Source organism: Anaerostipes sp. AF04-45 (genome assembly GCF_003461725.1).
In the GTDB taxonomy this organism is placed as follows: domain Bacteria; phylum Bacillota; class Clostridia; order Lachnospirales; family Lachnospiraceae; genus Anaerostipes; species Anaerostipes caccae.
This window is the reverse complement of the sequence record NZ_QTXQ01000007.1, coordinates 163,093-186,724: the sequence shown is the minus strand read 5'-3', so window position 1 is coordinate 186,724 and position 23,632 is coordinate 163,093. Positions and strand designations below refer to the sequence as shown.

Annotated in this window: 24 protein-coding genes; 3 read left to right on the top strand and 21 right to left on the bottom strand. The window is 46.4% G+C overall.

Features of this window, described 5'->3' with window-relative positions:
* Position 1: 1 nt before the first annotated feature.
* From argF to DWV34_RS12165, 13 genes are all read right to left on the bottom strand, one after another.
* Complete coding sequence (gene argF, locus DWV34_RS12225; protein WP_006565741.1) at positions 2-940, bottom strand: ornithine carbamoyltransferase; 939 nt, start codon at positions 938-940, stop codon at positions 2-4.
* 38 nt (positions 941-978) lie between these two features.
* On the bottom strand, positions 979-1,632 hold the full coding sequence (locus DWV34_RS12220; protein ID WP_118476354.1) for an SGNH/GDSL hydrolase family protein: 654 nt from the start codon (positions 1,630-1,632) through the stop codon (positions 979-981).
* A 74-nt stretch (positions 1,633-1,706) separates the two neighbouring features.
* Positions 1,707-2,456: an amino acid ABC transporter ATP-binding protein gene (locus tag DWV34_RS12215; protein ID WP_006565743.1), complete on the bottom strand. Its 750-nt coding sequence runs from the start codon at positions 2,454-2,456 to the stop codon at positions 1,707-1,709.
* Positions 2,446-3,129, bottom strand: a complete 684-nt coding sequence (locus tag DWV34_RS12210; RefSeq protein WP_009290600.1) for an amino acid ABC transporter permease — start codon at positions 3,127-3,129, stop codon at positions 2,446-2,448. The genes DWV34_RS12215 and DWV34_RS12210 overlap by 11 nt, the downstream gene beginning before the upstream one ends.
* Before the next feature lie 11 nt (positions 3,130-3,140).
* Positions 3,141-3,947, bottom strand: a complete 807-nt coding sequence (locus DWV34_RS12205) for a transporter substrate-binding domain-containing protein (protein WP_006565745.1) — start codon at positions 3,945-3,947, stop codon at positions 3,141-3,143.
* A 73-nt stretch (positions 3,948-4,020) separates the two neighbouring features.
* Positions 4,021-4,992 (bottom strand): SPFH domain-containing protein, encoded by a 972-nt coding sequence (locus DWV34_RS12200; protein ID WP_009290599.1) that lies wholly within the window; start codon positions 4,990-4,992, stop codon positions 4,021-4,023.
* 10 nt (positions 4,993-5,002) lie between these two features.
* Complete coding sequence (locus DWV34_RS12195; protein WP_009290598.1) at positions 5,003-5,428, bottom strand: NfeD family protein; 426 nt, start codon at positions 5,426-5,428, stop codon at positions 5,003-5,005.
* Between the two features lie 2 nt (positions 5,429-5,430).
* The gene (locus DWV34_RS12190) at positions 5,431-6,204 is read right to left on the bottom strand and encodes a TrmH family RNA methyltransferase (protein WP_006565748.1); all 774 of its coding nucleotides are present in this window, start codon (positions 6,202-6,204) and stop codon (positions 5,431-5,433) included.
* Between the two features lie 11 nt (positions 6,205-6,215).
* Positions 6,216-6,860: a potassium channel family protein gene (locus tag DWV34_RS12185; RefSeq protein WP_009290596.1), complete on the bottom strand. Its 645-nt coding sequence runs from the start codon at positions 6,858-6,860 to the stop codon at positions 6,216-6,218.
* Between the two features lie 139 nt (positions 6,861-6,999).
* The gene (locus DWV34_RS12180; protein ID WP_009290595.1) at positions 7,000-8,358 is read right to left on the bottom strand and encodes a TrkH family potassium uptake protein; all 1,359 of its coding nucleotides are present in this window, start codon (positions 8,356-8,358) and stop codon (positions 7,000-7,002) included.
* A gap of 68 nt (positions 8,359-8,426) precedes the next feature.
* Positions 8,427-9,416 (bottom strand): 6-phosphofructokinase, encoded by a 990-nt coding sequence (gene pfkA, locus DWV34_RS12175; RefSeq protein ID WP_006566089.1) that lies wholly within the window; start codon positions 9,414-9,416, stop codon positions 8,427-8,429.
* A gap of 81 nt (positions 9,417-9,497) precedes the next feature.
* Entirely contained in the window at positions 9,498-12,959 is a 3,462-nt protein-coding gene (locus DWV34_RS12170) for a DNA polymerase III subunit alpha (RefSeq protein WP_118476352.1), read from the bottom strand.
* Between the two features lie 17 nt (positions 12,960-12,976).
* Entirely contained in the window at positions 12,977-13,543 is a 567-nt protein-coding gene (locus DWV34_RS12165) for a GerMN domain-containing protein (RefSeq protein WP_227051679.1), read from the bottom strand.
* Positions 13,544-13,660: 117 nt separating this feature from the next.
* On the opposite strand from DWV34_RS12165, the gene DWV34_RS12160 reads away from it, so the two are divergent.
* The 3 genes from DWV34_RS12160 to DWV34_RS12150 all read left to right on the top strand — a co-directional run bounded on the left by DWV34_RS12160 (position 13,661) and on the right by DWV34_RS12150 (position 17,696).
* A complete protein-coding gene (locus DWV34_RS12160) occupies positions 13,661-15,016 on the top strand; it encodes a UDP-N-acetylmuramoyl-tripeptide--D-alanyl-D-alanine ligase (protein WP_118476348.1) in 1,356 nt (451 codons plus the stop codon).
* Positions 15,017-15,440: 424 nt separating this feature from the next.
* The gene (locus tag DWV34_RS12155) at positions 15,441-16,829 is read left to right on the top strand and encodes a uracil-xanthine permease family protein (RefSeq protein WP_118476346.1); all 1,389 of its coding nucleotides are present in this window, start codon (positions 15,441-15,443) and stop codon (positions 16,827-16,829) included.
* A 24-nt stretch (positions 16,830-16,853) separates the two neighbouring features.
* Positions 16,854-17,696: an MBL fold metallo-hydrolase gene (locus tag DWV34_RS12150; protein ID WP_022261057.1), complete on the top strand. Its 843-nt coding sequence runs from the start codon at positions 16,854-16,856 to the stop codon at positions 17,694-17,696.
* Between the two features lie 49 nt (positions 17,697-17,745).
* Here DWV34_RS12150 and rhaD read toward each other — a convergent pair whose 3' ends face one another.
* The 8 genes from rhaD to DWV34_RS12110 are packed head-to-tail and all read right to left on the bottom strand — an operon-like array spanning position 17,746 to position 23,609.
* Complete coding sequence (rhaD, locus tag DWV34_RS12145) at positions 17,746-18,534, bottom strand: rhamnulose-1-phosphate aldolase (RefSeq protein ID WP_009290588.1); 789 nt, start codon at positions 18,532-18,534, stop codon at positions 17,746-17,748.
* Positions 18,531-19,175 carry a dihydroxyacetone kinase subunit DhaL gene (gene dhaL / locus DWV34_RS12140; protein WP_198959568.1) on the bottom strand — a complete coding sequence of 215 codons (645 nt, stop codon included), beginning with the start codon at positions 19,173-19,175 and terminating at the stop codon, positions 18,531-18,533. Before dhaL ends, rhaD begins: the two co-directional genes overlap by 4 nt.
* Before the next feature lie 4 nt (positions 19,176-19,179).
* Entirely contained in the window at positions 19,180-20,184 is a 1,005-nt protein-coding gene (locus tag DWV34_RS12135) for a dihydroxyacetone kinase subunit DhaK (protein WP_009290586.1), read from the bottom strand.
* The gene (locus tag DWV34_RS12130; RefSeq protein ID WP_009290585.1) at positions 20,181-20,390 is read right to left on the bottom strand and encodes a hypothetical protein; all 210 of its coding nucleotides are present in this window, start codon (positions 20,388-20,390) and stop codon (positions 20,181-20,183) included. Before DWV34_RS12130 ends, DWV34_RS12135 begins: the two co-directional genes overlap by 4 nt.
* Before the next feature lie 26 nt (positions 20,391-20,416).
* Positions 20,417-21,781, bottom strand: coding sequence for a PTS galactitol transporter subunit IIC (locus tag DWV34_RS12125; protein WP_118476344.1), 1,365 nt, complete (start codon positions 21,779-21,781; stop codon positions 20,417-20,419).
* A gap of 24 nt (positions 21,782-21,805) precedes the next feature.
* Positions 21,806-22,096: a PTS sugar transporter subunit IIB gene (locus tag DWV34_RS12120; RefSeq protein WP_009290583.1), complete on the bottom strand. Its 291-nt coding sequence runs from the start codon at positions 22,094-22,096 to the stop codon at positions 21,806-21,808.
* 16 nt (positions 22,097-22,112) lie between these two features.
* Complete coding sequence (locus DWV34_RS12115; protein ID WP_118476342.1) at positions 22,113-22,574, bottom strand: PTS sugar transporter subunit IIA; 462 nt, start codon at positions 22,572-22,574, stop codon at positions 22,113-22,115.
* A gap of 18 nt (positions 22,575-22,592) precedes the next feature.
* A complete protein-coding gene (locus tag DWV34_RS12110) occupies positions 22,593-23,609 on the bottom strand; it encodes an alcohol dehydrogenase catalytic domain-containing protein (RefSeq protein WP_118476340.1) in 1,017 nt (338 codons plus the stop codon).
* Positions 23,610-23,632: the final 23 nt, after the last annotated feature.

Genomic DNA, 23,632 nt, shown 5'->3' with positions numbered 1-23,632 from the left:
TTTATTTTTCCCCGAGTGTTGCAACCATAACCGCCTTAATCGTATGCATACGGTTCTCCGCCTCATCAAAAATCACTTCTGCATGTTTTTCAAATACATCTTCCGTGACTTCATTTCCTTTTACCGCCGGCAGACAGTGCATGACAACGGTTGTATCCTTCTCTGTTTTCTTCATCAGTTCATCGTTGACCTGGAAGGGCTTCAGAAGAGCCACCCTCTCTGCGGCTTTGTCTTCTTCCCCCATAGAGCACCAAACGTCGGTATAAATACAGTCGGCTCCCTTCACGGCATCGGTGTCTTCGGTAAAGGTAAGTTTGGCTCCGGATTCCTTGGCATACGTTCTGCACTGCTCGATCAATTCTTCTTTCGGCCACAGGCTCTTAGGTGCCAGACAGGTGAAGTTAATCCCCATCTTTGCACATCCGATCATTAACGAATTGCCCATGTTATTGCGTCCGTCCCCTGCGAAAACGAAGTTTAATCCCTTTAATTCTCCGAACTGTTCTCTCAGAGTCAGAAAGTCTGCCAAAATCTGTGTCGGATGATAATCATCAGTAAGTCCGTTCCATACCGGAACACCGCTGTATTTCGCCAGCTTTTCCACATTTTCATGTAAAAATCCCCGGAATTCAATTCCGTCGAACATTCTTCCGAGGACTCTGGCCGTATCCTCTACACTTTCTTTATACCCAAGCTGGATGTCGTCCTTTCCTAAATATTCAGGATGTCCGCCTTCATCGATACATCCGATGGTGAATGCGCACCTCGTCCTAGTGCTCGGTTTTTCAAAAATAAGGGCGATATTTTTACCCTTCAAACTATCTCCTGTGATCCCTTTTTTCTTATCTTCTTTTAACTGTGCCGCAAGATCCAGCAGGTAACTTATCTCTTCCGGGGTAAAGTCCTTCAGTGTTAAAAAATTTCTTCCTTTTAAATTCATCTTTCTTCCTCCGTTTTTTGGCCTTTGCATAACAATCATTATATAGCACCCAATATGTTTTCACAAGCCTTACTGATGGCTTCTCCCAGCTTTCTGTGCCCCTCCGCACTCAAATGGCATGCGTCTTTTTCAGACGGTTCCGCAAACTGTGCGGCATCCATAAAATGAATACCATAAAGGTCCGCCCATTCTTTATAAACAGATGCCAGGCGCTTGGAATATTCATAAGCCCTCTCAAAACCCATAGTCTCTCCGTCTGCCACTTCCCTTATATTTTCCCCGATCAGGATCGGCGACACCAGAAGGATCTCAGACGGCTTTCCATCCTCTCTCTTCTGCGGAGTGATCTCAAGTATCTTTTTGACCAGCCGTTCAATGGCCTTCCCAATATCCACCGGGGTCAGCTGGAAACGGCTCTTCAGATCATTTGTTCCGAGCATCAGCACAACCAGATCCAGAGGCCCGTGCGAATGGAGACAGGGTTCCAGATAGGCAAAACCATTTCTGCCCGGACGGATCTCGTCTTCAAAGCAGGTGGTCCTTCCGTTGAGGCCCTCCGGAATCACCCTGGCCCGTCCCTCCATATTTTTCTCTAATATACTCGTCCATCTCAAGTCATATGGATACCGGAAACCATTTTCCGGATTATAGCCGTATGTATTTGAATCACCGTAACACAGAATTGTCTTCATGAGAAACCTCCTTATAGAATAAAAACAGCCGCTTCTTATCATCGTCATAAGAAGCGGTTGCTCTGTATCGTTTATTATAATACCTGATTTAAGAAATTGATGGTTCTTGGTTCCTTTGGATTGGCCAGCAGTTCATGCGGTTCTCCCTGTTCGACGATATATCCGCCGTCCATGAAAATAATACGGTCCGCAACTTCTCTCGCAAAGCCCATCTCATGTGTCACAACAACCATGGTCATTCCATTCTTGGCCAGCTGTTTCATAACATTTAAAACTTCACCGACCATCTCCGGGTCCAGTGCACTGGTCGGCTCATCAAACAGCATGATGTCAGGATGCATGGCAAGCGCCCTCGCAATCGCCACACGCTGTTTCTGTCCTCCGGAAAGCTGTGCCGGATAGACATCAGCCTTTTCTTCGAGTCCCACATCTTTCAGCAAATTTCTTCCGACCGTCTTGGCCTCGTCCAATGTCATTTTCTTTAACTGTACCGGAGCCATTGTAATGTTTTCCAGCACGGTCTTGTGAGGAAACAGATTAAAATGCTGAAACACCATGCCGATATTCTCTCTCACTTTATTAATATCTGTACCCTTGTCTGTGATGTCGAATCCGTCGACAACAACTTCTCCTCCGGTGATCGTTTCAAGTCGGTTAAGACACCTTAAAAATGTACTCTTTCCGGAACCGGAAGGTCCGATCAGACATACGACCTCTCCGTCTGCGACTTCCAGATCCATTCCTTTTAATACCTCTAGCTCACCAAAACTCTTGACCAGCCCTTTTACTTGAACCTTCACTTTTTTATTATCTTTATTTTCCATAAGACAACTTCCTTTCCACAATATTTGCCACCTTAGAAAGGATGGTGCAGATCACCAGGTAATAGATGGCTGCCATCACATAAATGCTCATGACAGAGGTCGGCTCGTTTGCAGTAATGATCTGGCTGTTCATCGTAAGCTCCCGGATACCGATAGCATAAACCAGTGATGTATCCTTAATGGAAATGATGAACTGATTAATGATGGATGGAAGCATGGTCCTGATAGCCTGAGGAAGGATTACTTTTGACATAGCCTTCCCGTAAGGCAGTCCCAGACTCCTTGCTGCCTCCATCTGACCCTTGTCCACAGATTCGATTCCACCCCGGACAATCTCTGCCATATAAGCTCCGGCGTTTAAACTGAGGGCTACAACGGCAGCCACAAAAGGACCTCCGAAATCATCCCAGTTTAAATCCATAGGCTGCAGAAAGGCTCCCGCCACTCCATAGTACATAATAAATACCTGTACGACAAGAGGAGTTCCCCGGATAATATCTACGTAAATTTTGCAGATAATATTCAGTATCTTGTTTTTTGATACGCTGAACATACCAAAAATAATACCGATGATGCTGGCACAGATCAGAGAAGCCAGGGCAAGCTGCAGTGTCAGTCCCAGCGCCGTCAAGAATGACGGAAAATACTGTTGAAATAGTTCTATAAAGTTCATAATCTGTCCGCCTACTTAGTCTTTGTATATTTATCTACAATTTCCTGATATTTTCCGTTGTCTTTGATCTTCTTTAATCCGCTGTTAAACTTCTCTACAAGTTCAGAGTTTTTGCCCTTCTTTACAGCAAATCCATACTGGCTTCCGCTCTCGGATGTGAAAGCAACCTGTAATTTAAGATTCTTCTGACCGATCTGATAAGAAATGACAGGGAAGTCTTCAAAACATGCAGCTGCATTTCCTGTCAGCACTGCCTGGTACATGGTCGGTGAATCCTTGAACTGTCTTACTTTATATCCATATTTTTCAGCATTTTCGTTGGCATATGTGGCACCTACCGTACCTACCTTTGCTGCTACTGTCTTTCCTTTCAGGCTGGAAAGTGCTTCTTTTTCTGCTTTTTTCTTGTCTTTTATATTATCAAATGTTTTTCCGCCCTTTTTCACAGCGAAAGCTACTTTAGAATCGTAGTAAGCCTCAGAAAAATCATATTTCTGCTTTCTTTCCTTCGTAATAGACATACCCGCGATCATACCGTCGCTCTGTCCGGACTCCACAGATGCCATGGCAGCGTCAAATCCTACTGCAGTCACTTTGTATTTGAATCCTTCTTCTTTTGCAATCGCTTCTAATAAATCAAGGTCGATTCCTACACGGTTTCCATCCTTATCTTCAAATTCGAATGGTGTAAATGTGGTGTCAGACGCAATCTTATATGTCTTTTCCTTGGAGTCTTTCTTATTTCCGCCGCCGCATGCAACCAGGCTGATTCCCATGACAGCTGCGAGACCTACTGCTAAAACTTTTTTCAATCTCATTCCTTTTTCCTCCTAAATGATAATATTCGTGTCTTTCCGTTATGAAAAAGTACACACTAATAAATATTATATCTTATTTTGAAGAATTGGTCAAACTCTCTTCAATTTGGTCTTTTAGTGACGGTTTTTGATCTTCAGCCACTTCTGTGATAGATTTCACCAGTCCTGCAATACCCTGGATTTCTGATGGGATAATGATCTTTGTCGCTTTTCCGTCAGCCGCTTTTGCGAATGCCTCCAGGCTCTTTAACTGCAGAACTGCGTTGTCTGCAGAGGCTTTCTTTAAGAATTCAATACCATCTGCATTCGCCTGCTGGATCTGTTTGATCGCTTCCGCCTGGCCTTCTGATTCCCTGATCGTCGCTTCTTTGTTCGCTTCTGCGCGCAGAATTGCGGATTCTTTATCACCCTCTGCTTCCAGGATCACAGATTCCTTATGTCCTTCTGCACGAAGAATAGAAGATTTCTTTTCACCTTCCGCACGAAGGATTGCCTCCCTCCGCTCTCTTTCCGCTTTCATCTGTTTTTCCATAGCATCCTGAATTGCTGCCGGAGGAATAATGTTTTTCAATTCCACACGGTTGACTTTGATTCCCCATGGGTCTGTCGCCTCATCCAGGGTAGCACGCATCTTTGTATTGATCGTTTCTCTGGATGTCAGTGTCTGGTCGAGTTCCAGATCACCGATGATGTTTCTAAGTGTTGTAGCCGTCAGGTTTTCGATCGCCATGATTGGATTCTCGACTCCGTAGGAATAGAGCTTTGGATCTGTGATCTGAAAGTAAACTACGGTGTCGATCTGCATGGTAACATTATCTTTCGTGATGACCGGCTGAGGCGGAAAATCCACAACCTGTTCCTTCAAGTTAACTCTTCTTGCCACACGATCAATGAACGGGACCTTGATGTGAAGCCCTACAGACCACGTTTCCTTGAATGCTCCCAGACGTTCCACCACATAGGCATTTGCCTGCGGAACGATCCGGATGCTGGAAAGCATCGCCATGATGATAATAAAAAATAAGATCAATAATAAAATAAACATTCTGCACCTCCTACTTCTTGCTCACGATTAGTTTCACGCCTTGAATTTCCTCTACGATTACCTCTGTCTCTTCCGGGATCTCATCATCATCGGCAGAACGCGCTGTCCACTCCATTCCCTGGATATAGACCATTCCCTGTCCTTTGATATTGACGATTCTTTTCTTTACGATCCCTGTCTTCCCGATCAGGCTTTCTGCATTGGTCTTTTCCGTCTTGTTGTTCAGATATTTTTGGGCCCATGGCCTTGCAAATACAAAAACCACACAGGAAACTGCCACAGCCAGGATCAGCTGCCCGAAAAACGGCAGACCCAGCGCCGCACCGATGGCTGCTGCTAAAGATCCCACCGCAAACCAAATACTGGTAAGTCCCAATGTCAGAATTTCAAGCAACAGGAAAACAGCTACCGCAATCAACCAGTATACCGTATACATAATCAGCTACCTCCTTTTTTCTGCCTCCTGGCCTCATACATAAGAAGTCCTCCGGCCATAGCTGCATTTAATGATTCGACCCGGCCTTCCATGGGAATTCTGATCCTCTTGTCTGCCAGCGCCGCGATTCTGTCTGTCAGTCCATTCCCCTCATTGCCGATGAGAAATGCGCTGATCTTATCGTATGATTCATCTGTATAGTCTGTGCCGTTCAAGTGTGCCGCATACACATGTACCGACTGCTGCCTTAAATACTCCACCGTTTCGGCAAGATCCTCTGTATAAGTGAATGGAACCCGGAATATAGAGCCCATCGTAGACCTTATGACTTTAGGATTATAGATATCCACAGTATCCCTGCTCATGATGATGCCGCTCACACCGGCTCCTTCTCCCGTCCGAATCAGCGTCCCCAGGTTTCCCGGGTCCTGCAGATTCTCCAGAAGAAGAATACTGCTTCCGCTGCGCTTTAGTATCTCAGAGAGAGTCGATTGTTTCATCTTCACAAGGGACAAGATCCCCTGAGGCGTCTCCGTATCCGAAATCTCACGGAACACTTTAGGCGAAACCTCTTCAAACGGAATACCTTTCAGTTCTTCCCCATGCAGCTTTAAAAAGTCACTGGAAACAAAAACCTTTGCCCTCTGCTCTTCCGGAATCTCCCGGAAAATTCGAAGGCCCTCAGCCACAAATAATCCGGTTCTTTTCCTCTCCCTGGAACTTTTTTTAAGCTTTATCACCTGTCTGATCTGCTTATTCTGTACCGTTGTAATCATAAGTTATTCCTTTATCTGAGCTTGATTAAGTCCTCTTTATTCCCGATGACGATCAGGCTGTCACGTTCATTCAGAATCTGATCGGGATCCGGCGCTCCGTTAAAGTCCTCGCCGCTGTGAATCGCCACTACATTGATGTTGTATTTCCCCCGGATGTCCAGCTGGCGCAGATTTTTTCCGACCCATCCCTTTTTCAGGTGAATCTCTACAATACTCGTCTTTGAGGAAAGGTCAAAAAGATCCATCACTTTCCCGCTGACCAGATTGTAGGCAGTCCTTGCTCCCATCTCTTCTTCCGGATATACCACCTCATCGGCACCGATCCTTTTGAGTATCTCTCCTTTCAGTCTGCCATCGGCTTTGGCGAGAATATACGGAACTCCGATCTCTTTAGCAATCATCAAAGCCATCACACTGGCCTCCAGACTCTCCGCGGTAGCAATGACAAGCCCATCCATTTCTTCCAGACCGATACTGTTCATCACCTCCATGTCCGTAACATCCGCACAGACTGCGCAGGTGACATAATCAACAATATCCCGGACCAATTCTTCCTTCTGATCCACTGCCAGCACTTCGGCGCCGTCTTTCATCAGGTTCAGAGCCACACTCTTTCCAAACTTTCCGAGGCCGAGCACCGCATATGATTTTCCCATCTTTCTTACTCCTTTATATATCATCGTATAAAATATATTCCTGCAAAACACAATTTGTACTGTAGAAACTATCTCCATTGTTCACATGATTGGAGTGAGGCATTCTAAGAGCCGAACGAAAATCATGTGAACAATGCCTTTATCCTAAAATTATATCTTCTTCCGGATATGTTGCCAATACTTTCTTTTTGCCGCGGACTGCGAAACCGACTGCCAGAGACACCGGCCCGACTCTGCCAAGATACATGGTGATGATGATCGCCAGCCTCCCGATCACACTCAAGTCCGGGGTCAGACCTTTGCTCAGACCCACAGTGCCCAGCGCAGAGACACACTCATAGCATGTATCCATAAAGGAGGCTGAATCGGATACCAGTACGACTAAAATAGAAGACAGCAGTACAATCAAATTGACACAGATAATGGTCAGTGCTTTCGGTATGACTGTCATCGGTATCGTTCTTTTAAAAATATGAATCGCACCCTCCTGCTTCACTGTCACAAGCACACAGTATACTAACACAACAAACGTCACAGTCTTTACTCCTCCGGCCGTTCCCACCGGCGATCCTCCGATAAACATTAGGATCATAGAGATCAGTGAAGATCCTTCTGTCAGTGCAGCCTGAGGCACTGTCTCAAATCCTGCAGTCCTCACCGTGACAGACTGGAACATGGATGCCATCAGTTTATTGCCAAGTGACAGATTGCCTATGGTTTTAGTATTTGCAAATTCAAAGATAAAAATGAAGACTGTACCAATAAAAATTAAGATGACCGTAGTAGACAGCACGATTTTAGAGTGCAGCTTCAGTTTCCCAAAAGCTCTTTTTAACGGAAACTCCCTGTGAATTAATCCGCGGAAGACCCTGAGCAGGTCTCTCCACACAATAAAACCAAGCCCGCCCAGCACGATCAGTCCCATGACCGTAAAATTCACAACCGGATTCGTAATATAGCTTCTCAGACTGTCGGTCTGTATAATATCGATGCCCGCATTGCAGAATGCGGATACAGAATTAAACACAGATGCCCAGATGCCGTATCTCACACCGAACTCAGGGATAAACTGGGTTGCAAACAGCGCCGCACCGATTCCCTCTATAATAAAAGTACCTTTTAAAATCTTCCTTACCAGCTCAATAAGGCCGGACATTGTATTCAAGCTGAAGGACTCCTGAATCAGCATCCTGTTTTTCATTGTCAGCTTTTTTTTCAGAAACAGGAACATTCCTGTGGTAAATGTAATCACGCCCAGTCCGCCCAGCTGTATCAGCACAAGGATCACAAGCTGGCCGAAGGTGCTCCAGTAAGTCATCGTCGTCTCAACCACCAGTCCGGTTACACAGACTGACGTTGTCGATGTAAAAAGTGCGTTAATATACGGCGTGGCTTCGCCGCTTTTTGACGAAATCGGCAATGTCAGCAGCACAGACCCAATCAGTATGACAAATAAGAATCCAAACAAAATAATATGGACCGGCTTAATCTTTTTCATTCCCTTTCAATTCTCCTTACATACAGAAAAAGCCATCTTTAAAAGATCGCTTTTTCCATAAAATCTTTTTATTTTCCAAGTAAATGGGCAATCTGTAATTGATAATCATCCACATGCTTTTCCATTGCCAGTCCCTCGTCCATATCGATGTCCATGAACTTGCCGTTCTGGTATCCGACGATGCGGTTGCTCTTTCCTGCACATAAGAGATCCACCGCATAAGCTCCCATCATAGAAGCATATACCCTGTCTTTGGCGGTCGGGCTTCCGCCTCGCTGCATATGTCCTAAAATAGTAGCTCTTGTCTCGATTCCTGTAGCCGCCTCAATTCTCTTGGCCATACCGTAGGAGTGTCCGACACCTTCTGCATTAATGATCATGTGATGTGTCTTTCCTAAAGCTCTGTTCCTGAGCAGGTGTTCAATGATCTGCTGTTCCAGCTTCGGCATATTGCCGTCAAAACTTTCAGGAATCAGGATATCCTCTGCTCCTGTTGCCATTCCGCACCACAGTGCGATATATCCGGCACCCCGTCCCATAACCTCGACAATGCTGCAGCGCTCGTGGGATGTAGATGTATCTCTGATCTTATCGATCGCTTCCATGGCTGTGTTGACTGCCGTATCAAAACCGATTGTATACTCGGTACATGCAATGTCTAGATCGATCGTTCCCGGAATTCCAATGGTGTTGATTCCAAGTTCCGCAAGCCTCTGGGCTCCCTGGAAAGAACCGTCTCCTCCGATAACTACCAGTCCGTCGATCCCCTGTTCCCGGCACACTTCTGCGCCCCTTTTCTGTCCTTCCGGTGTCTTAAACTCATCACAGCGGGCGGTAAATAAAATTGTACCTCCCCGTGAAATACTGTCTGCAGTATGTCTTGAAGTCAGATCGATGATATCTTCATTCAATAACCCATTATAACCTTTTCTAATACCTTTTACATTTAAACCGCGCTCCAGGCCGACCCTTACGACTGCTCTGGTGGCAGCATTCATAGCCGGTGCATCTCCTCCGCTGGTCAGTACTCCAATTGTTCTTACTTTCGGTGTTCCCATGTTATAATCCTCCAAATAATAGCATAAAATTATATTTTGTTAGACTCATTTTAATGCATTTGTTAAAAGTTTTCAATATAATTATTTTAACCCTGTCTTCTTGACTCTGATGTTTCCCTTCCCATACTGTTCTCCAAGAGCATAAATGAGTTCATCCTCACTGTTTACCGCATACATCCGGTCCAGCCTGTTCACGGCTCTCTCTTTCCGACAGTAGACGATGACAGGATTGCTGCCCTGATGTGATTTCAGAATGTCATAAAAACGGTCCTGTTCTGCAAAAAAACGGTCTTTATCATCAAACTGCACCCAGACTTCCTGTGCAAGATCATCAAACACAGTAATCTGGCTGCTGACCATCTTGCTCTCTTCCTCCGAAATCGAAGTATTTCCTTTTACAAAGATTTTGGCATCCTCCTTCAAAAGGTGCTGGTACTTATTAAATTCTCTGGGGAAAACAATGACCTCAACCGTTCCCATCAGATCCTCCAGTGTCAGAAATGCCATATTCTGATTGGTCCTGGTGAGTTTCACCTTCATATCACTGATGATGCCGCCGATAATACAAGTCTGTTTATCCCTCAGCACCGGCTGTCCCGTGTCCTCCTCAGCTGTAAAATCTGCAGTGCTGGCCGTTGTGAGCCGCTCCAGAATCTCCACATCATCTTCCAGCGGATGTCCGCTTACATAGATCCCAAGCACTTCTTTTTCCATGGCCAGTCTCTGCTCTTTATCAAATTCCCCAACGTCAGGATATTCTATCTCAAAGTTCTTCTGCTGGTCCTCCGACATAAAGTCCAAAATACTCATCTGCCCGGAAATCTCATGCTTCCGCTCCTTCTGGATGCTTTCCAAAATACTTGCATATACGAACATCTGCTGTTTCCTTGTATATCCAAGTTCGTCCAGCGCTCCGGATTTTATCAGGCTTTCCACGGTCCTTTTGTTCATTTCTTTGCTGGAAAGCCGTTCTATCAGATCCCTTAGGCTATTGTAGCTGCCGCCCTCGGATCTTTCCCGTAAAATCTCTTCAATGACCGGCTTTCCAAGGCTCTTTATGGCGCTCAGTCCATACCGGATGCATCCGTCATCCACAGAAAATGCCCCGTCTCCCTTATTTATATCCGGCGGAAGAATCTTAATTCCCATTTTCCTGCATGCATAAATATATTCAGATACTTTATTAGTGTTTCCCAAAACAGAGGTCAGCAATGCGGCCATAAATTCTTTCTGATAATGACATCTCAAAAAAGCGGTCTGGTAGGCAACGACCGCATAGGCTGCTGCATGGGACTTGTTGAAAGCATATTTAGCAAAGTCCAGCATCTCATCCCATATGTGATTTGCCGTCTTCTCGTCGATTCCGTTTTTTATACAGCCCGGGATGCCCTCTTTTTCATTTCCGTAGACAAAATTCTTCCGCTCCCTGACCATGACATCGCCCTTTTTCTTAGACATGGCACGGCGAACAAGATCACTGCGGCCAAGAGTATAGCCGGCCAGCTCCATAACGATCTGCATCACCTGTTCCTGATATACGATGCAGCCATACGTAGGCTTCAGAATCTTCTCCAGCTGCGGGCAGTCATAACGGATACTGTCTTTGTCCACCTTCCCTTTTACATATCTCGGAATAAAATCCATGGGCCCCGGACGGTAAAGGGAAATTCCAGCGATAATCTCTTCCAGACTCTCCGGCTTCAGTTCCTTCATAAATGTTTTCATGCCGCCGCTTTCCAGCTGGAACACGCCTTCTGTCCGCCCCTGACTGATCATTTCATATACCTTGGGATCTTCTGTGTCGATCTTATTTATGTCGAAAGGCTTTCCTTCCCTTTTCTCGATCAGATGGACTGCATCCTGGATAACGGTAAGAGTCCTTAGGCCCAGGAAATCCATTTTCAATAGTCCCAGTTCCTCAATGGTTGTCATCGTAAACTGGGTCGTTACGGCGTCATCCGCTCCTTTCGCCAAAGGCACAAATTCGTCGATGGAGTCTTTGCCGATCACCACGCCTGCTGCATGCATGGAGGCGTGTCTCGGCAGGCCTTCCAGCCTCCTGGACATGTCAATCAGATACTTGGTCTCCTCGTCTTCCGCATATGCCTTCTTCAGGTCAGGACTTTTTTTCAGTGCCCCCTCGATGGTGATATTGAGTTCATTGGGCACCATCTTTGCAATCCCGTCTACCTTTGCATATGGAATATCAAGAACCCTGCCCACATCACGGATCACGGCCCTCGCTGCCATAGTTCCGAATGTAATGATCTGAACAACCTTATCCTTGCCGTACTTTTCAACCACATAGTCTATGACTTCCTGTCTTCGCTCATAACAGAAATCGATATCAATATCCGGCATGGAAACACGTTCCGGATTCAGGAATCTCTCGAACAGGAGCTGATATTTGATCGGCTCGATGTCCGTGATCTCCAGACAGTAAGACACAATACTTCCGGCTGCGGACCCGCGGCCGGGACCTACGGCAATACCATGTTCTTTGGCATAGTGGATAAAATCCCAAACGATGAGAAAGTAATCCACATATCCCATATTTTCAATGGTTTTCAGCTCAAATTCCAGGCGCTCCCTGAGTTCTTCAGTCACATCGTCATAGCGGCGGCAGATGCCCTCTTCACAGAGCTTTCTTAAATAAGAAGTCGATGTATCACCTTCCGGCACATCAAATTTCGGCACCTTCTGCTCACCGAAGATGATCTCAACATTGCACCGCTCGGCGATCTTTCCGGTGTTTTCCACTGCCTGCCTGGCATACGGAAAAAGCCGCTCCATTTCTTCCGGGGACTTGAGATAATACTGTCCGCCTTCATATCTCATTCTGTCCTCATCAGCGACCTTTTTCCCTGTCTGGATACAGAGCAGAATATCATGGGGTTCCACGTCCTCCGCAAATGTATAGTGGATATCATTGGTTGCCACCAGTTCGATTCCGGTCTCCTTTGACATCTTGATCAGCGCAGAATTTACCGTTGTCTGCTCACTGATCCCGTGATCCTGCAGTTCCAAAAAGAAATTGCCTTTTCCATAAATCCTCTCAAATCTCAAGGCCGTCTCTTTCGCCTTTTCATAATCTCCTTCCCTGATGTAAGTCGGAATCTCTCCTCCCAGGCAGGCGCTCAGCGCAATAAGTCCCTCACTGTAACGTTCGAGCACTTCATAATCCACCCGCGGCTTATAGTAAAATCCTTCCGTAAATCCTCTGGATACGATCTTCATCAGATTGTGATATCCACGGTCATTTTCTGCCAGAAGCACCAGATGAAAATAATTACTGCTGCCCTGTCTGGCTTCTTTTTCAAATCTTGATCCGGGTGTCACATAGATCTCACATCCAAGGATAGGTTTAATTCCTTCTGCCTTTGCAGCCTTATAAAAGTCAATGACTCCGTACATGACGCCGTGGTCTGTGATAGCAATGCTGTCCATCCCCAGTTCTTTGGTATGATGCACAAGCTCCTTGATCTTACTGGAGCCGTCCAGTAGACTGTATTCTGTATGAACATGTAAGTGTGTAAAACTCATGGAATTCTCTCCTGTACTTATTCTTCGCCCGGCCTCTGGGGCTCATCGTAAATATTATGTCCGGTTTCCAGGACTTTTCCCTCTACCGTAAACTTCATTGCCTTAGCATCAAGATTCTCACAGATGGTTTTTGTCACTGCCTGTACCGTCAGCACCTCGCCGGAGCTCCCCATCTTGCGCAGTGTCTTCTCAAATGCTTTATTGAAGTCGATATAGGCGGTCTGCTTCTTAATCTGAAAGGAATTGATTCTGGTCCCTTCCTCCAAAGTCCCCATCTTCATCATCTCTTTCAGCAACTTCCCGGCCGTCACGTCCTCAATCTTAACCTTTCCGTTAATCAGGGTCTCCACATTGTCATCCGGTGCATAAATCGTGCACTCTCTTACAACCGGTTTCTTGGAATCTGTCTCTGCGGCATCGGATTTTTCCCCTGCCGCCGTTTTCTTTTTGGCTGTGTTTTCCTTCCCGGCTGCTGCCTCTGCAGTGGTCTTTTCTGCCTGTTTCGTATCTTTACTGCATCCGGCCAGTCCCGCAGCTGCTGCCACAGCCAAAAGTCCGGCAAATATCAGTTTTTTCTTTCTCATAACAGTGTCCTCCTTAAATTTATCGAACAACATTTCTATACAGATTAGATTTTACCACAAATCCGTATCCTGTGCTATAATGCTAAAGAAAAGATAAGAAGTTAAAGGAGTAAGATTATGGAACATATGACCATTCAGGATATTTTAGCAGCAACCGGCGGCACTCTCTTATGCGGCGATGCCTCTATGCCAATAAATCGTCTCAGCACTGATTCCAGAGATGTAGGGCCTCATACATTATTCGTACCGATCGTCGGTGAGCGGGTAAACGCTCATAAGTTTGTAGAAAGTGCCCTAAAGGACGGGGGAGCTTCTCTGACCCAGGAACATGAGCAGGCGGAAGGCCCTCATCCTATTATAAAAGTGCCGGACACCTTAAAAGCCATGCAGCAGATCGCGTCTTTTTATAGAAACAAGATGTCACTGCCCATCATCGGCATTACCGGAAGTGTCGGAAAAACTACGACGCGGGAAATGATCGCCCATGTACTGAAAGGAAAATACCGGGTATTTGAAACTGTCGGAAACCAGAATAGTCAGGTGGGCGTGCCTCTGACTCTGGACCGTCTCACTTCCAGAGATCAGATCGGGGTGCTGGAAATGGGCATGAGTGAACCGGGACAGATTACAATCCTCGGAGACATCATCCGCCCAAACGCTGCGGTAGTCACAAATGTTGGTGTCTCCCACATCGAGCAGATGGGAAGCCGGGACAATATCTGCCGGGAAAAACTGGATATCCAGAACGGTCTGCCTGAAAACAGCGTGCTGTATTTGAACGGCGACAATGATATGATTCGTAAACACATCGGTTATGTGACACATCCCTATGAATTCTTTGGATTTTCAGAAGACTGCTCTTATCGCGCGGAAGGAACAGAAGAAATCCATGGTCAGACCCATTTTACCTTCGTCCATGAAAATATGAAAGAACCGGTCATTTTAAATGTTCTGGGGGATCACAATGTGTCCAATGCCCTTGCAGCAATCGCCCTGGGCCTTGCCTATGAGGTTCCGATGGAAACGATCAAACGGCAGCTTGCCACATTCTCCGGACAGCGCCAGAATATCCTTAAAATACACGGGTACACGGTCATTGATGACGCCTACAATGCCAGCCCCGATTCCATGAAAGCAGGTCTTAAAATCTTGTCCGATTATAAGGACAGCGGAAGAAAAATCGCGGTTCTGTCCGATATGCTGGAGCTGGGACCGGACTCTCCGGATTACCACAGGGAAGTCGGCGAATTTTTGGGCACGGCAGATATTACGGATCTGTACATCACCGGAACCCTTTCCAAAAAATATGCAGAAGCTGCACAAAAAAAGAATCTCTCACTAAAAACGAAATGGTTTTCCTCCAATGATGAGCTGATATCTTATTTAAAGGATTATTTAAAAGAAAATGATGTAGTGCTGATCAAAGCATCTAATGGGATGAAGCTGTATGAAGTTGCAAAAGCTCTTGAGTAAGAATTGAAAACTTTGGCGTATAAGCGTATACAAAATGAAAGGCCTTCCACCTGGCGATGGAAGGCCTTTCATTATACCAAAATACACTTAATGTGTGAGAGAGGGTTATCTCTAATTCAAGGGAGGGAACCTTGAATTTAGATTTATTATACATCATATTTCAGATTTGTGTGCGTCAATGTAATAAATGGCTGTTTTATTGTCATGAAAACTTTTCCTCATCCTTATTTTCCCTATTTCATTACCGTTTATCTTATATTTTCCCCGTTTATTTTTTATAGCTTTTTCTTCTATTCAGCGTCTTTTTTGACATTTTTCGTCTGCTGTGCTACTTTAAATAGATAAATCGGAGAAAATTCTCTCAGGGAAGAGTACATTGATCTCCGGTTTTCTTCATTATTTAATATAAAAAAAGGAGATTAATATGAAAAACCAAACATTTACGTCCCCTCATGATCTGGAGGGAAAAATCCCCCTCCCTCAGGCCGTCCTTTTAGGACTGCAGCATGTCCTGGCAATGTTTGCAGGCAATCTGACTCCGATCATCTTGATCGCCGGTGCCTGCGGCATCGGTGCAGGCAGCCCTCTTCAGGTATCTATTTTGCAGAATGCCATGCTGGTGGCCGGACTCGTAACCTTTGTACAGCTGTTCACCATCGGGCCGGTGGGCGCACGCCTTCCAGTCGTCATGGGCACCAGCTCCGGCTTTATCGGAGTATGTTCCGGAGTGGCAGCCTCCATGGGCGGCGGAGTAGCCGCATACGGAGCCATTCTGGGAGCAAGCATTATTGGCGGCCTGTTTGAAGGAGTTCTGGGATTTTTCTTAAAGCCCCTCAGGAGGTTCTTTCCGTCTGTGGTCACCGGTACGGTGGTCATGGCCATCGGCCTGTCCCTGATCTCTGTGGGAATCAACTCTTTCGGAGGCGGATCCGGTGCAGGGGATTTCGGTTCTCTCCCAAACCTTTTTGTGGGAGCCGTGGTGCTGATCGTGATCGTTGTGTTAAAACATTTCACAAAAGGCGTAACCAGCAGTTCTTCTATTTTGATCGGTGTTATCGCGGGATATATTCTCTGCGCTGTCATGGGCTTATTCCTGCCCACCACTTATACAAATGCTGAGGGTGCCGTGCAGACAGCTTCCTGGGTTTTAAACTGGGATAAAGTAGCCGATGCCGGCTGGTTTTCTCTTCCGAAACTCATGCCCGTCAAAATCGTATTTGACCTGAAAGCTATCATACCGATCGCCATTATGTTCATCGTGACTTCTGTCGAGACGATAGGGGACATTTCCGGCATCACTGAGGGCGGATTGTCCAGAGAAGCTACTGATAAAGAGCTCTCCGGCGGTGTAATCTGTGACGGTCTGGGATCTTCCTTCGCTTCTGTCTTCGGAGTGCTTCCGAATACATCCTTCAGCCAAAATGTAGGACTTGTGGGAATGACAAAGGTTGTCAATTTATACTCTATCGCCATGGGCGCAGGCTTCCTCGTGATCTGCGGACTGTTTCCGAAACTGGCCGCTTTAGTTTCTATCATGCCCCAGTCCGTGCTCGGCGGAGCTGCGGTTATGATGTTCGCTTCCATCGTAGTCAGCGGAATCCAGCTGATCACCAAGGATGGAGTAAGCAACCGGATTGTAACCATCGTATCTGTGGCATTAGGACTCGGCTATGGGCTCGGCGCCAACTCCCAGGCTCTGGCAAATCTCCCTCAGGCGGTTCAGCTGATCTTCGGCGGCTCCGGGATCGTTCCCGCGGCTCTGGTTGCTATCGTCTTAAATGTAGCGATACCAAAGGAAAAAACAGACAATTAATCATCGTTTCAGGAGGAAGATCATATGAAAATTACGACTCTCATTGAGAATCAGGCTCCGGACTCTCTGTGCCGAGAGCACGGACTGGCTGTACATATGGAATACAAAGGAAAAAATTATCTTCTGGACACCGGCGCCTCCGGACAGTATGTAGAAAATGCGCACCGGCTTGGCATCCGCCTTTCCGATGTGGATGCGGCCTTTCTCTCTCACGCCCATTATGATCACTCCGGCGGATACCGTGAATTCTTTTCCGAGAATTCAAAAGCGGTGCTTTATCTTCAAAATACTGTCAGAGAAAATTGTTATTCTAACTTCCTGCTCTACAGGCAATACATCGGAGTACCGAAGGGTCTCCTGGAAAAATATCGAAGCCGCCTTAGATTTGTGTCAGGTACGACAGAGACAGAGCCCGGTGTCTGGACAGTTTCACACAACATTCCCGGACTTTCGGAAAGGGGCCGCAGCGGGCACATGTATATTAAGGCAAAAAACAGTTTCAGGCCTGATGATTTCAGCCACGAACAGAGTCTCGTCTTTGAACGCGAACATGATCTTGTGCTGTTCAACAGCTGTTGCCATGCGGGTGTTGTTTCTATCGTTGATGAAGTCAATCATGCCCTGAAGGCAACGGGTAAGAAAGTCTCTTATGTATTCGGCGGTTTTCACACCATGGGACTCCGGGGTCCAGGCAGTATGAGCGGTCGGCCGGAAGACATCCAAGCGCTGGGAAGACATCTTCTCAATCGGGGTATCTCCTGTGTGTATACCGGCCACTGCACGGGTATTCCCGCTTTCCGCATATTGAAAAAAACAATGAAAGAAAAAGTGCGCTATATGAAAACAGGCAGCGTCATCAGATTATAGGTAAACATTTGAGAAAAGGAAGATGCATTCTTGCGCATCTTCCTTTTCTTTACCAGAGCTGAAATGCTTCAGCCAGCTTTCTGACTTGTTCTTCCGAGATTCCTCTTTGTATCTTTCCCCCGTTCAGCAGATAAACCTGAGCGTTTTTTTCCACCGTCTCTATCAGACCTATTGTATCTTCAAAAGACTTTCCTGCCGCAAAAATTCCATGATATGGCCAGAGCACCACCCGGTACTGCTCCATTTTCTTTGCCGTGGCTGGTCCGATTTCTCCTTCTCCGCACACCATCCACGGGAGCATGCCGAGCCCTTCCGGAAACACAAGCACACACTCAGAGTTCAGACTCCACATGGTTTTCGTAAATGCCTGCTCTTCTGTCTCATGGGCAAAGGTCATCGCGATAGTGTGGGTCGGGTGACAGTGCATGATCAGTTTATTGTTTGCATCGGACTGTAATCTTGCCCGGTGGCACAGCATATGAGCCGGAAATTCACTGGTCGGCCGGTTTCTTCCCTCGTCGAACCCCCAGAGCACGCTGAGTTTTCCGTCATCAATCCTTATAATTCCCAGGTCTTTCCTAGGATGTTTATGAATTGTTCTGAAAAAGGCTCCTGCCCTGGTCACAAGAAAATATTTTCCGCTCAGCCCGCCGGTGTCAAATTTTATCGGTATGCTGTTCAAAATGTTACTCTGGGACAGCCATGTATTCACCTCATCCTCTGAGAGCAGGTACGAAAGATTTCCAGCATGGTTTTCTCCCCATCCTGCCTCCCAGAAATATCGGCATGACTCCACTGCCTCTTCCATAAACGGTGCCTTCATCACTCTGTCCGTCATTGTTTACCTCCCTGTAAAGACCTTGTATATTCATACATACTCTGAAATATGATAGAAACAGAAACCGCTCCCGCATCCTCATAGCCCAGAGACCGCTCTCCCAAAAACTTCGCTCTCCCAAATTTGGCAGTATAGTTTTTTGTATTTTCTGCTCCCTCGGCAGCTACTTTCCATGCAGTCTTTAACAGCTCCTCAATTTCTCTTTCTTCAGATTCCTCCATGGCCCTTACTGCGGGAGCAAGGGCATCAATCATCGTCTTATCGCCTTCATCGGCTCCTCCGGCAGACTTAATTCTTTTAAGACCGCTTTCACACATTCCCCTCAGCAGTTCAGCATCCAGCTTTTCCTGCTCTGGCTGCTTTAAAATACCTAGAAAAATGGCCGAGAAAATAACTCCCGAAGCGCCTCCCATGGAATTCATCATCGCCATGCCGAGACCTCCGAAGATCTCACGGATTGTCTGCGGCTGCTCTTCGGCCAGGAACTTCTTCACCGCCGTAAATCCCCGCTCGATCCCCATACCGTGATCCCCGTCTCCGGTTTTTCCGTCGATCTCACACAGCAGATCTTTTTTCCCTATCATTTGATCCGCCACATAGTTCATCATTTCCGATACATTGGCGGCGTTCATCTCCTTCATCTTCTTACCCGTCCTTTCCATACTTTTGGGTATAACACCGTGTACAGGCCGGCTGATCATACAGCCGTTTCAGCTCCTCATCCAATATAAATAAGGAGACAGACGCACCGGCCATTTCCAGTGAAGTACAGTACTTTCCGACAATGTTGTCATATAAGATGACTCCTGCTTCTTTTAACAGCTCACATGCCTTTTTGTTAATGATGTAAAGTTCCAGATCAGTTGTGGCTGCCATTCCGTTTACAAGAAGCACTGCCTCCCTGCCTTTCAGATCTCCAAATTCTTCTTTAAGATCGCCAATCATTTTTTCTGTCAGTTCATCCGCAGATACGAGTGACTCTCTGGAAATCCCCGGTTCGCCATGAATCCCCATGCCGTACTCATATTCCTCTTCTCCCAGTTCAAAATTCGGTGGGTTTCCGGGAATAGAACACGGAGTTATTGCGATTCCGATGGTTCGCACATGCTCATTGGCTCTCTCTGCTGCTTCTTTCACCTCTTCAAGAGAATATCCGAGTTCTGCCGCGGCCCCTGCTGCCTTGGCAACAAACAGAATGCCTGCCACTCCCCGCCTTCCCTTCTTATCCTCCTTTGGGGCAGAGGCAATATCATCATTGACAATGACATGGGAGACTTTCACTCCCTCCATCGATGCCAGGTCCTCCGCCACATCAAAGTTCATGGTATCTCCGGCATAATTCCAGATCAGACATAAAACGCCCTTCCCCTGATCTGCCGCCTTGATCGTTTCCTTGATCGTGTATGGATCAGGAGAAGCAAAAACATTCCCCACTGCCGCTCCGGTAAGCATTCCTTTTCCGACCAGTCCGGAGAGCATTGGTTCATGACCGCTGCCTCCACCAGATACAATGGCTGTTTTTCCATTCCTCTCTTTTGAAATAATTCCGCACGCATCCGGCACTTTTTCATATAAATCTCCATTGGCGTATAACAGTCCCTGTAAACTTTCCTCCACCACTTTCAGAGGATCGTTGATGATTTTCTTCATTTTCTCATCCTCCGTTCTTTCCTCATTTTCTTACCCTCATAAAATTCTCCGAAACCGGCATCTTCATAAAAATAAGTCAACAGGATAGCCAGCACAAAACAGCAGCCGCTCAAAAACAGATCCCACGCAAATACGCTTACCACAAGAAACAAAGTATCCACCAGGGCCAGGACCGCAAACAATATTTTCTTGCTCCTCTTACTCATAAAAACAAATCTCCTTTTTCTCCGGACTATGCCTCGGTCTTAATGCCGAGTTCTTTGGCAAATTCCATATCTTCTCTCTTAATGGATTTAAAATAGTAAACTGCCAGCGGAATGGTGACGACAAGTATGACAATGGCAATGATGTTTTTTTCAGATGCCGCCGCAAAAACCCAGCGAAGTTCTGATATATCGATGCCGAACCATGCAAGCATCTGTCCCTTCGGCACGGATGCCCCGCCGGTGATCTGTGCAAGCTTTGTAAAATGCGGCGCAAAATAAGAAGCCACATACAGATGAAGCGGAAGGCCGATCAACGTACCGATCGCCATTTTCAGCATATTTCCCATAGTAAGATAAAACAGCGGAACGATCAGACAGATATCCATCAGTCCTCCGAATGGGAGCACGATATTTCCCGGCAGAAAGATTGCATAGATGAAGATTACCGGGATCGCAAGGATCATCATCAGCCAGTGTTCGGAACGGCCTGCCATAACCGGCCAGTCCATTCCGATGGAAATATCTCTTCCATGGAACTTCTTCTTCATAAATTCTGTCGCCCCATTGCTCACCGGTGTCAGAGCGGTCATGAAAAGTTTCGCCACCATAGGGAACAGCATCAGCGCTGTACCTGCCTGTACGCCAAGAGTCAGCACTTCTTTATAGTCATAGCCTCCGAAAATCCCAATAAAACATCCTACAATGAATCCCATGATGTGATTCTCACCAAAGATTCCGATCTTGTCCCGGATCTTCTGGGCATCGATGTTCATGCTGTCCGGAATAATTTTGTCCAGAAAATGAGTAAGCGGATAGTAATAAATGCCTGCCAGGAACATCGGATGCGGCATGGAGATCCCCGGTATTCCGGTGAGTTTCTGAAGCCGGTATTTTGTGCAGTCTGCATTTTTCAGTTCAAATACACACTGTATAATGGCACAGGCAAACCCGATTGCCGGATTTCCGCTTACATAAGCCACAAGAAACGCTGTACATACCTTATTTCCCACGTTCCACATATCCACATTCAGACAGTTTGTAAAACCGACTGCCAGTAGAAGAATATTGATTCCAATCTGCACCGGGAACATGAGGAATGCATACTCCCATGTCCAGCAAAGACCGAGTGCCGGTGCCCATCCCATATCCAGCGCTTTCAACTGGACACCTGTATTTTGCACGAATGCCTGAGCTGCCGCGCCGACACTGTCTGTCATCAATGACATCACATGATTCATTCCTACTAAAGCCACACCCAGAGTAAGACCTGCTGAAAATGCCTTGGTAGGTTTCATTCCTAATATGATTCCGATCAGTGTAATGACGATCGGTAAAAATACACTGGCTCCTAAGTCTACTAATCCCTGAAAGACAGTCTGTAATATATCCATAGTTTTCCTCCTCTTTTTCTTTTGCTATTTTCTGAATTCCTCTAAAATCTTCTGTAATTCTTCCTCTGCCCCCATCCCTGTAATAAACGGGACTCCGTTAAAGGTAGGAAGATCAAATTCTTTTTCTCCTTCTCCGCAGATGGACACATAAATGTCCGCTACTTTTTCATACTGAGGCATAGAATTTATATTGATAGCTTCAATGCGGAACTCTGACGGACTGATCCCGTTCTTTTCTAAAAGATCCGCAAGTTTTACCGCACAAGTCTGGGAAGTTGCAACCCCTCCCCCGCATGCTACAACGATTGTCTTCATAATAATATCTCCTTCCTCAAAGATCTGCCGCCTCATAGACGACCTGATAGATTTTCTTTGCAGTTTCTGCTTCTCTCAGCTTTTTCAATACTTCCCTGTCGCTGAACATCCCTATGATCTTCTGAAGTATCTTTAAATGAGCCTCCGGATCTTTTAATGCCAGCATAAAGACCATTTCAACGTCCAATGTATTTTTTTTATTTCCCATCTCGTGAAACGGAATCGGGTTTTCCAGACGGGCAATACTGATGCAGGCCTCATTTACATGGGCGCTGTCCGTATGGGGCATTGCGATCAGCAGCCCGTCTGTGTGAAGTCCGGTAGGATATTTTTCTTCCCGCTCTTTTAACGCCGCCACATAGCTGTTTTTTGTAATACCTTCCTTCTCAAGTCTTCCTCCCATGATCTCAAAAAGCTTATCCCTGCTTTCTGCCCGCAGATGATCATAGATGTAATCTTTCCTTAATAAAGTCTCCATTGCTTCTCCCCTGTCTTCTCAGTAAACAATACAGTTTTTAATGACCTTTCCTGCCGCATGTTCCCTTATGGCTGCCTCTGTCTCTTCGATCGCATACTCATGTTCTACAAAATCCTCTGCCTTTATGGCTCCCATTTTCAGTAGTTCAAATGCCGCATTTACATGGATTGGTGTCGTATGGAAAACGCCTTTGATCGTGATCTGCTCATAGTGCATTCTTGTACAGTCAATATTGACTGTGGTATCTTTTTTCGTGCCTCCAAAGCAGAGCACCTGGCCTCCTGCTCTCACCTGGCGGAAAGCGGTCTCCCAGACAGCCGGAAGACCTGCCGCCTCGATAGCCACATCCACACCTCTGGAGTCTTCTGTCAAATCCCTCACCGCCTGAATCTGATCCTGCTCCTCAATATTGATTGTCTCGGCTGCTCCAAGCTTTGCCGCCAGAGAAAGACGGTTCGGCTGCATATCGCAGGCGATCACCCTGGCCCCTCTTAAATAAGCCAGACGGATAAACATCAGCCCAATCGGTCCGCAGCCATTGACTACTACCGTGTCTCCCAGTTCAATTTCTACATTTGAGATCCCATACACCGCGCATGACAGCGGTTCTGTCAGAGCCGCCTGTTTGTAGTCCATATCATCCGGCAGCTTAAACATAGTCTCTTCCACGATATTTTTCGGAATCAGCTGATACTCTCCGTAAGCCCCAAGATTGGACGGCAGATCCACACACATGGAGTGCTGGCCCTTTTTACACCAGTAACATTTATGGCATGGAGCCGTATTATGGGCCACCACCCTGTCTCCGACTTTAAATTTCGTAACGCCTTCGCCTACTGCCACGACATCTCCGGAAGCCTCATGCCCGATCAGATGCGGCGGCTGGTATCTGTATCCTCTCATGAACATTTTGCAGTCGGTACCGCATGTCAGGGTCACTTTGTTTTTTACGACTACTTCCCCCGGCCCTGGTTCCGGCACCGGTGCATCCTCTACTCTGATATCCTCAATTCCATAATAAACAACTCTCTTCATCTTTCTTCCTCCTGATAATGAAA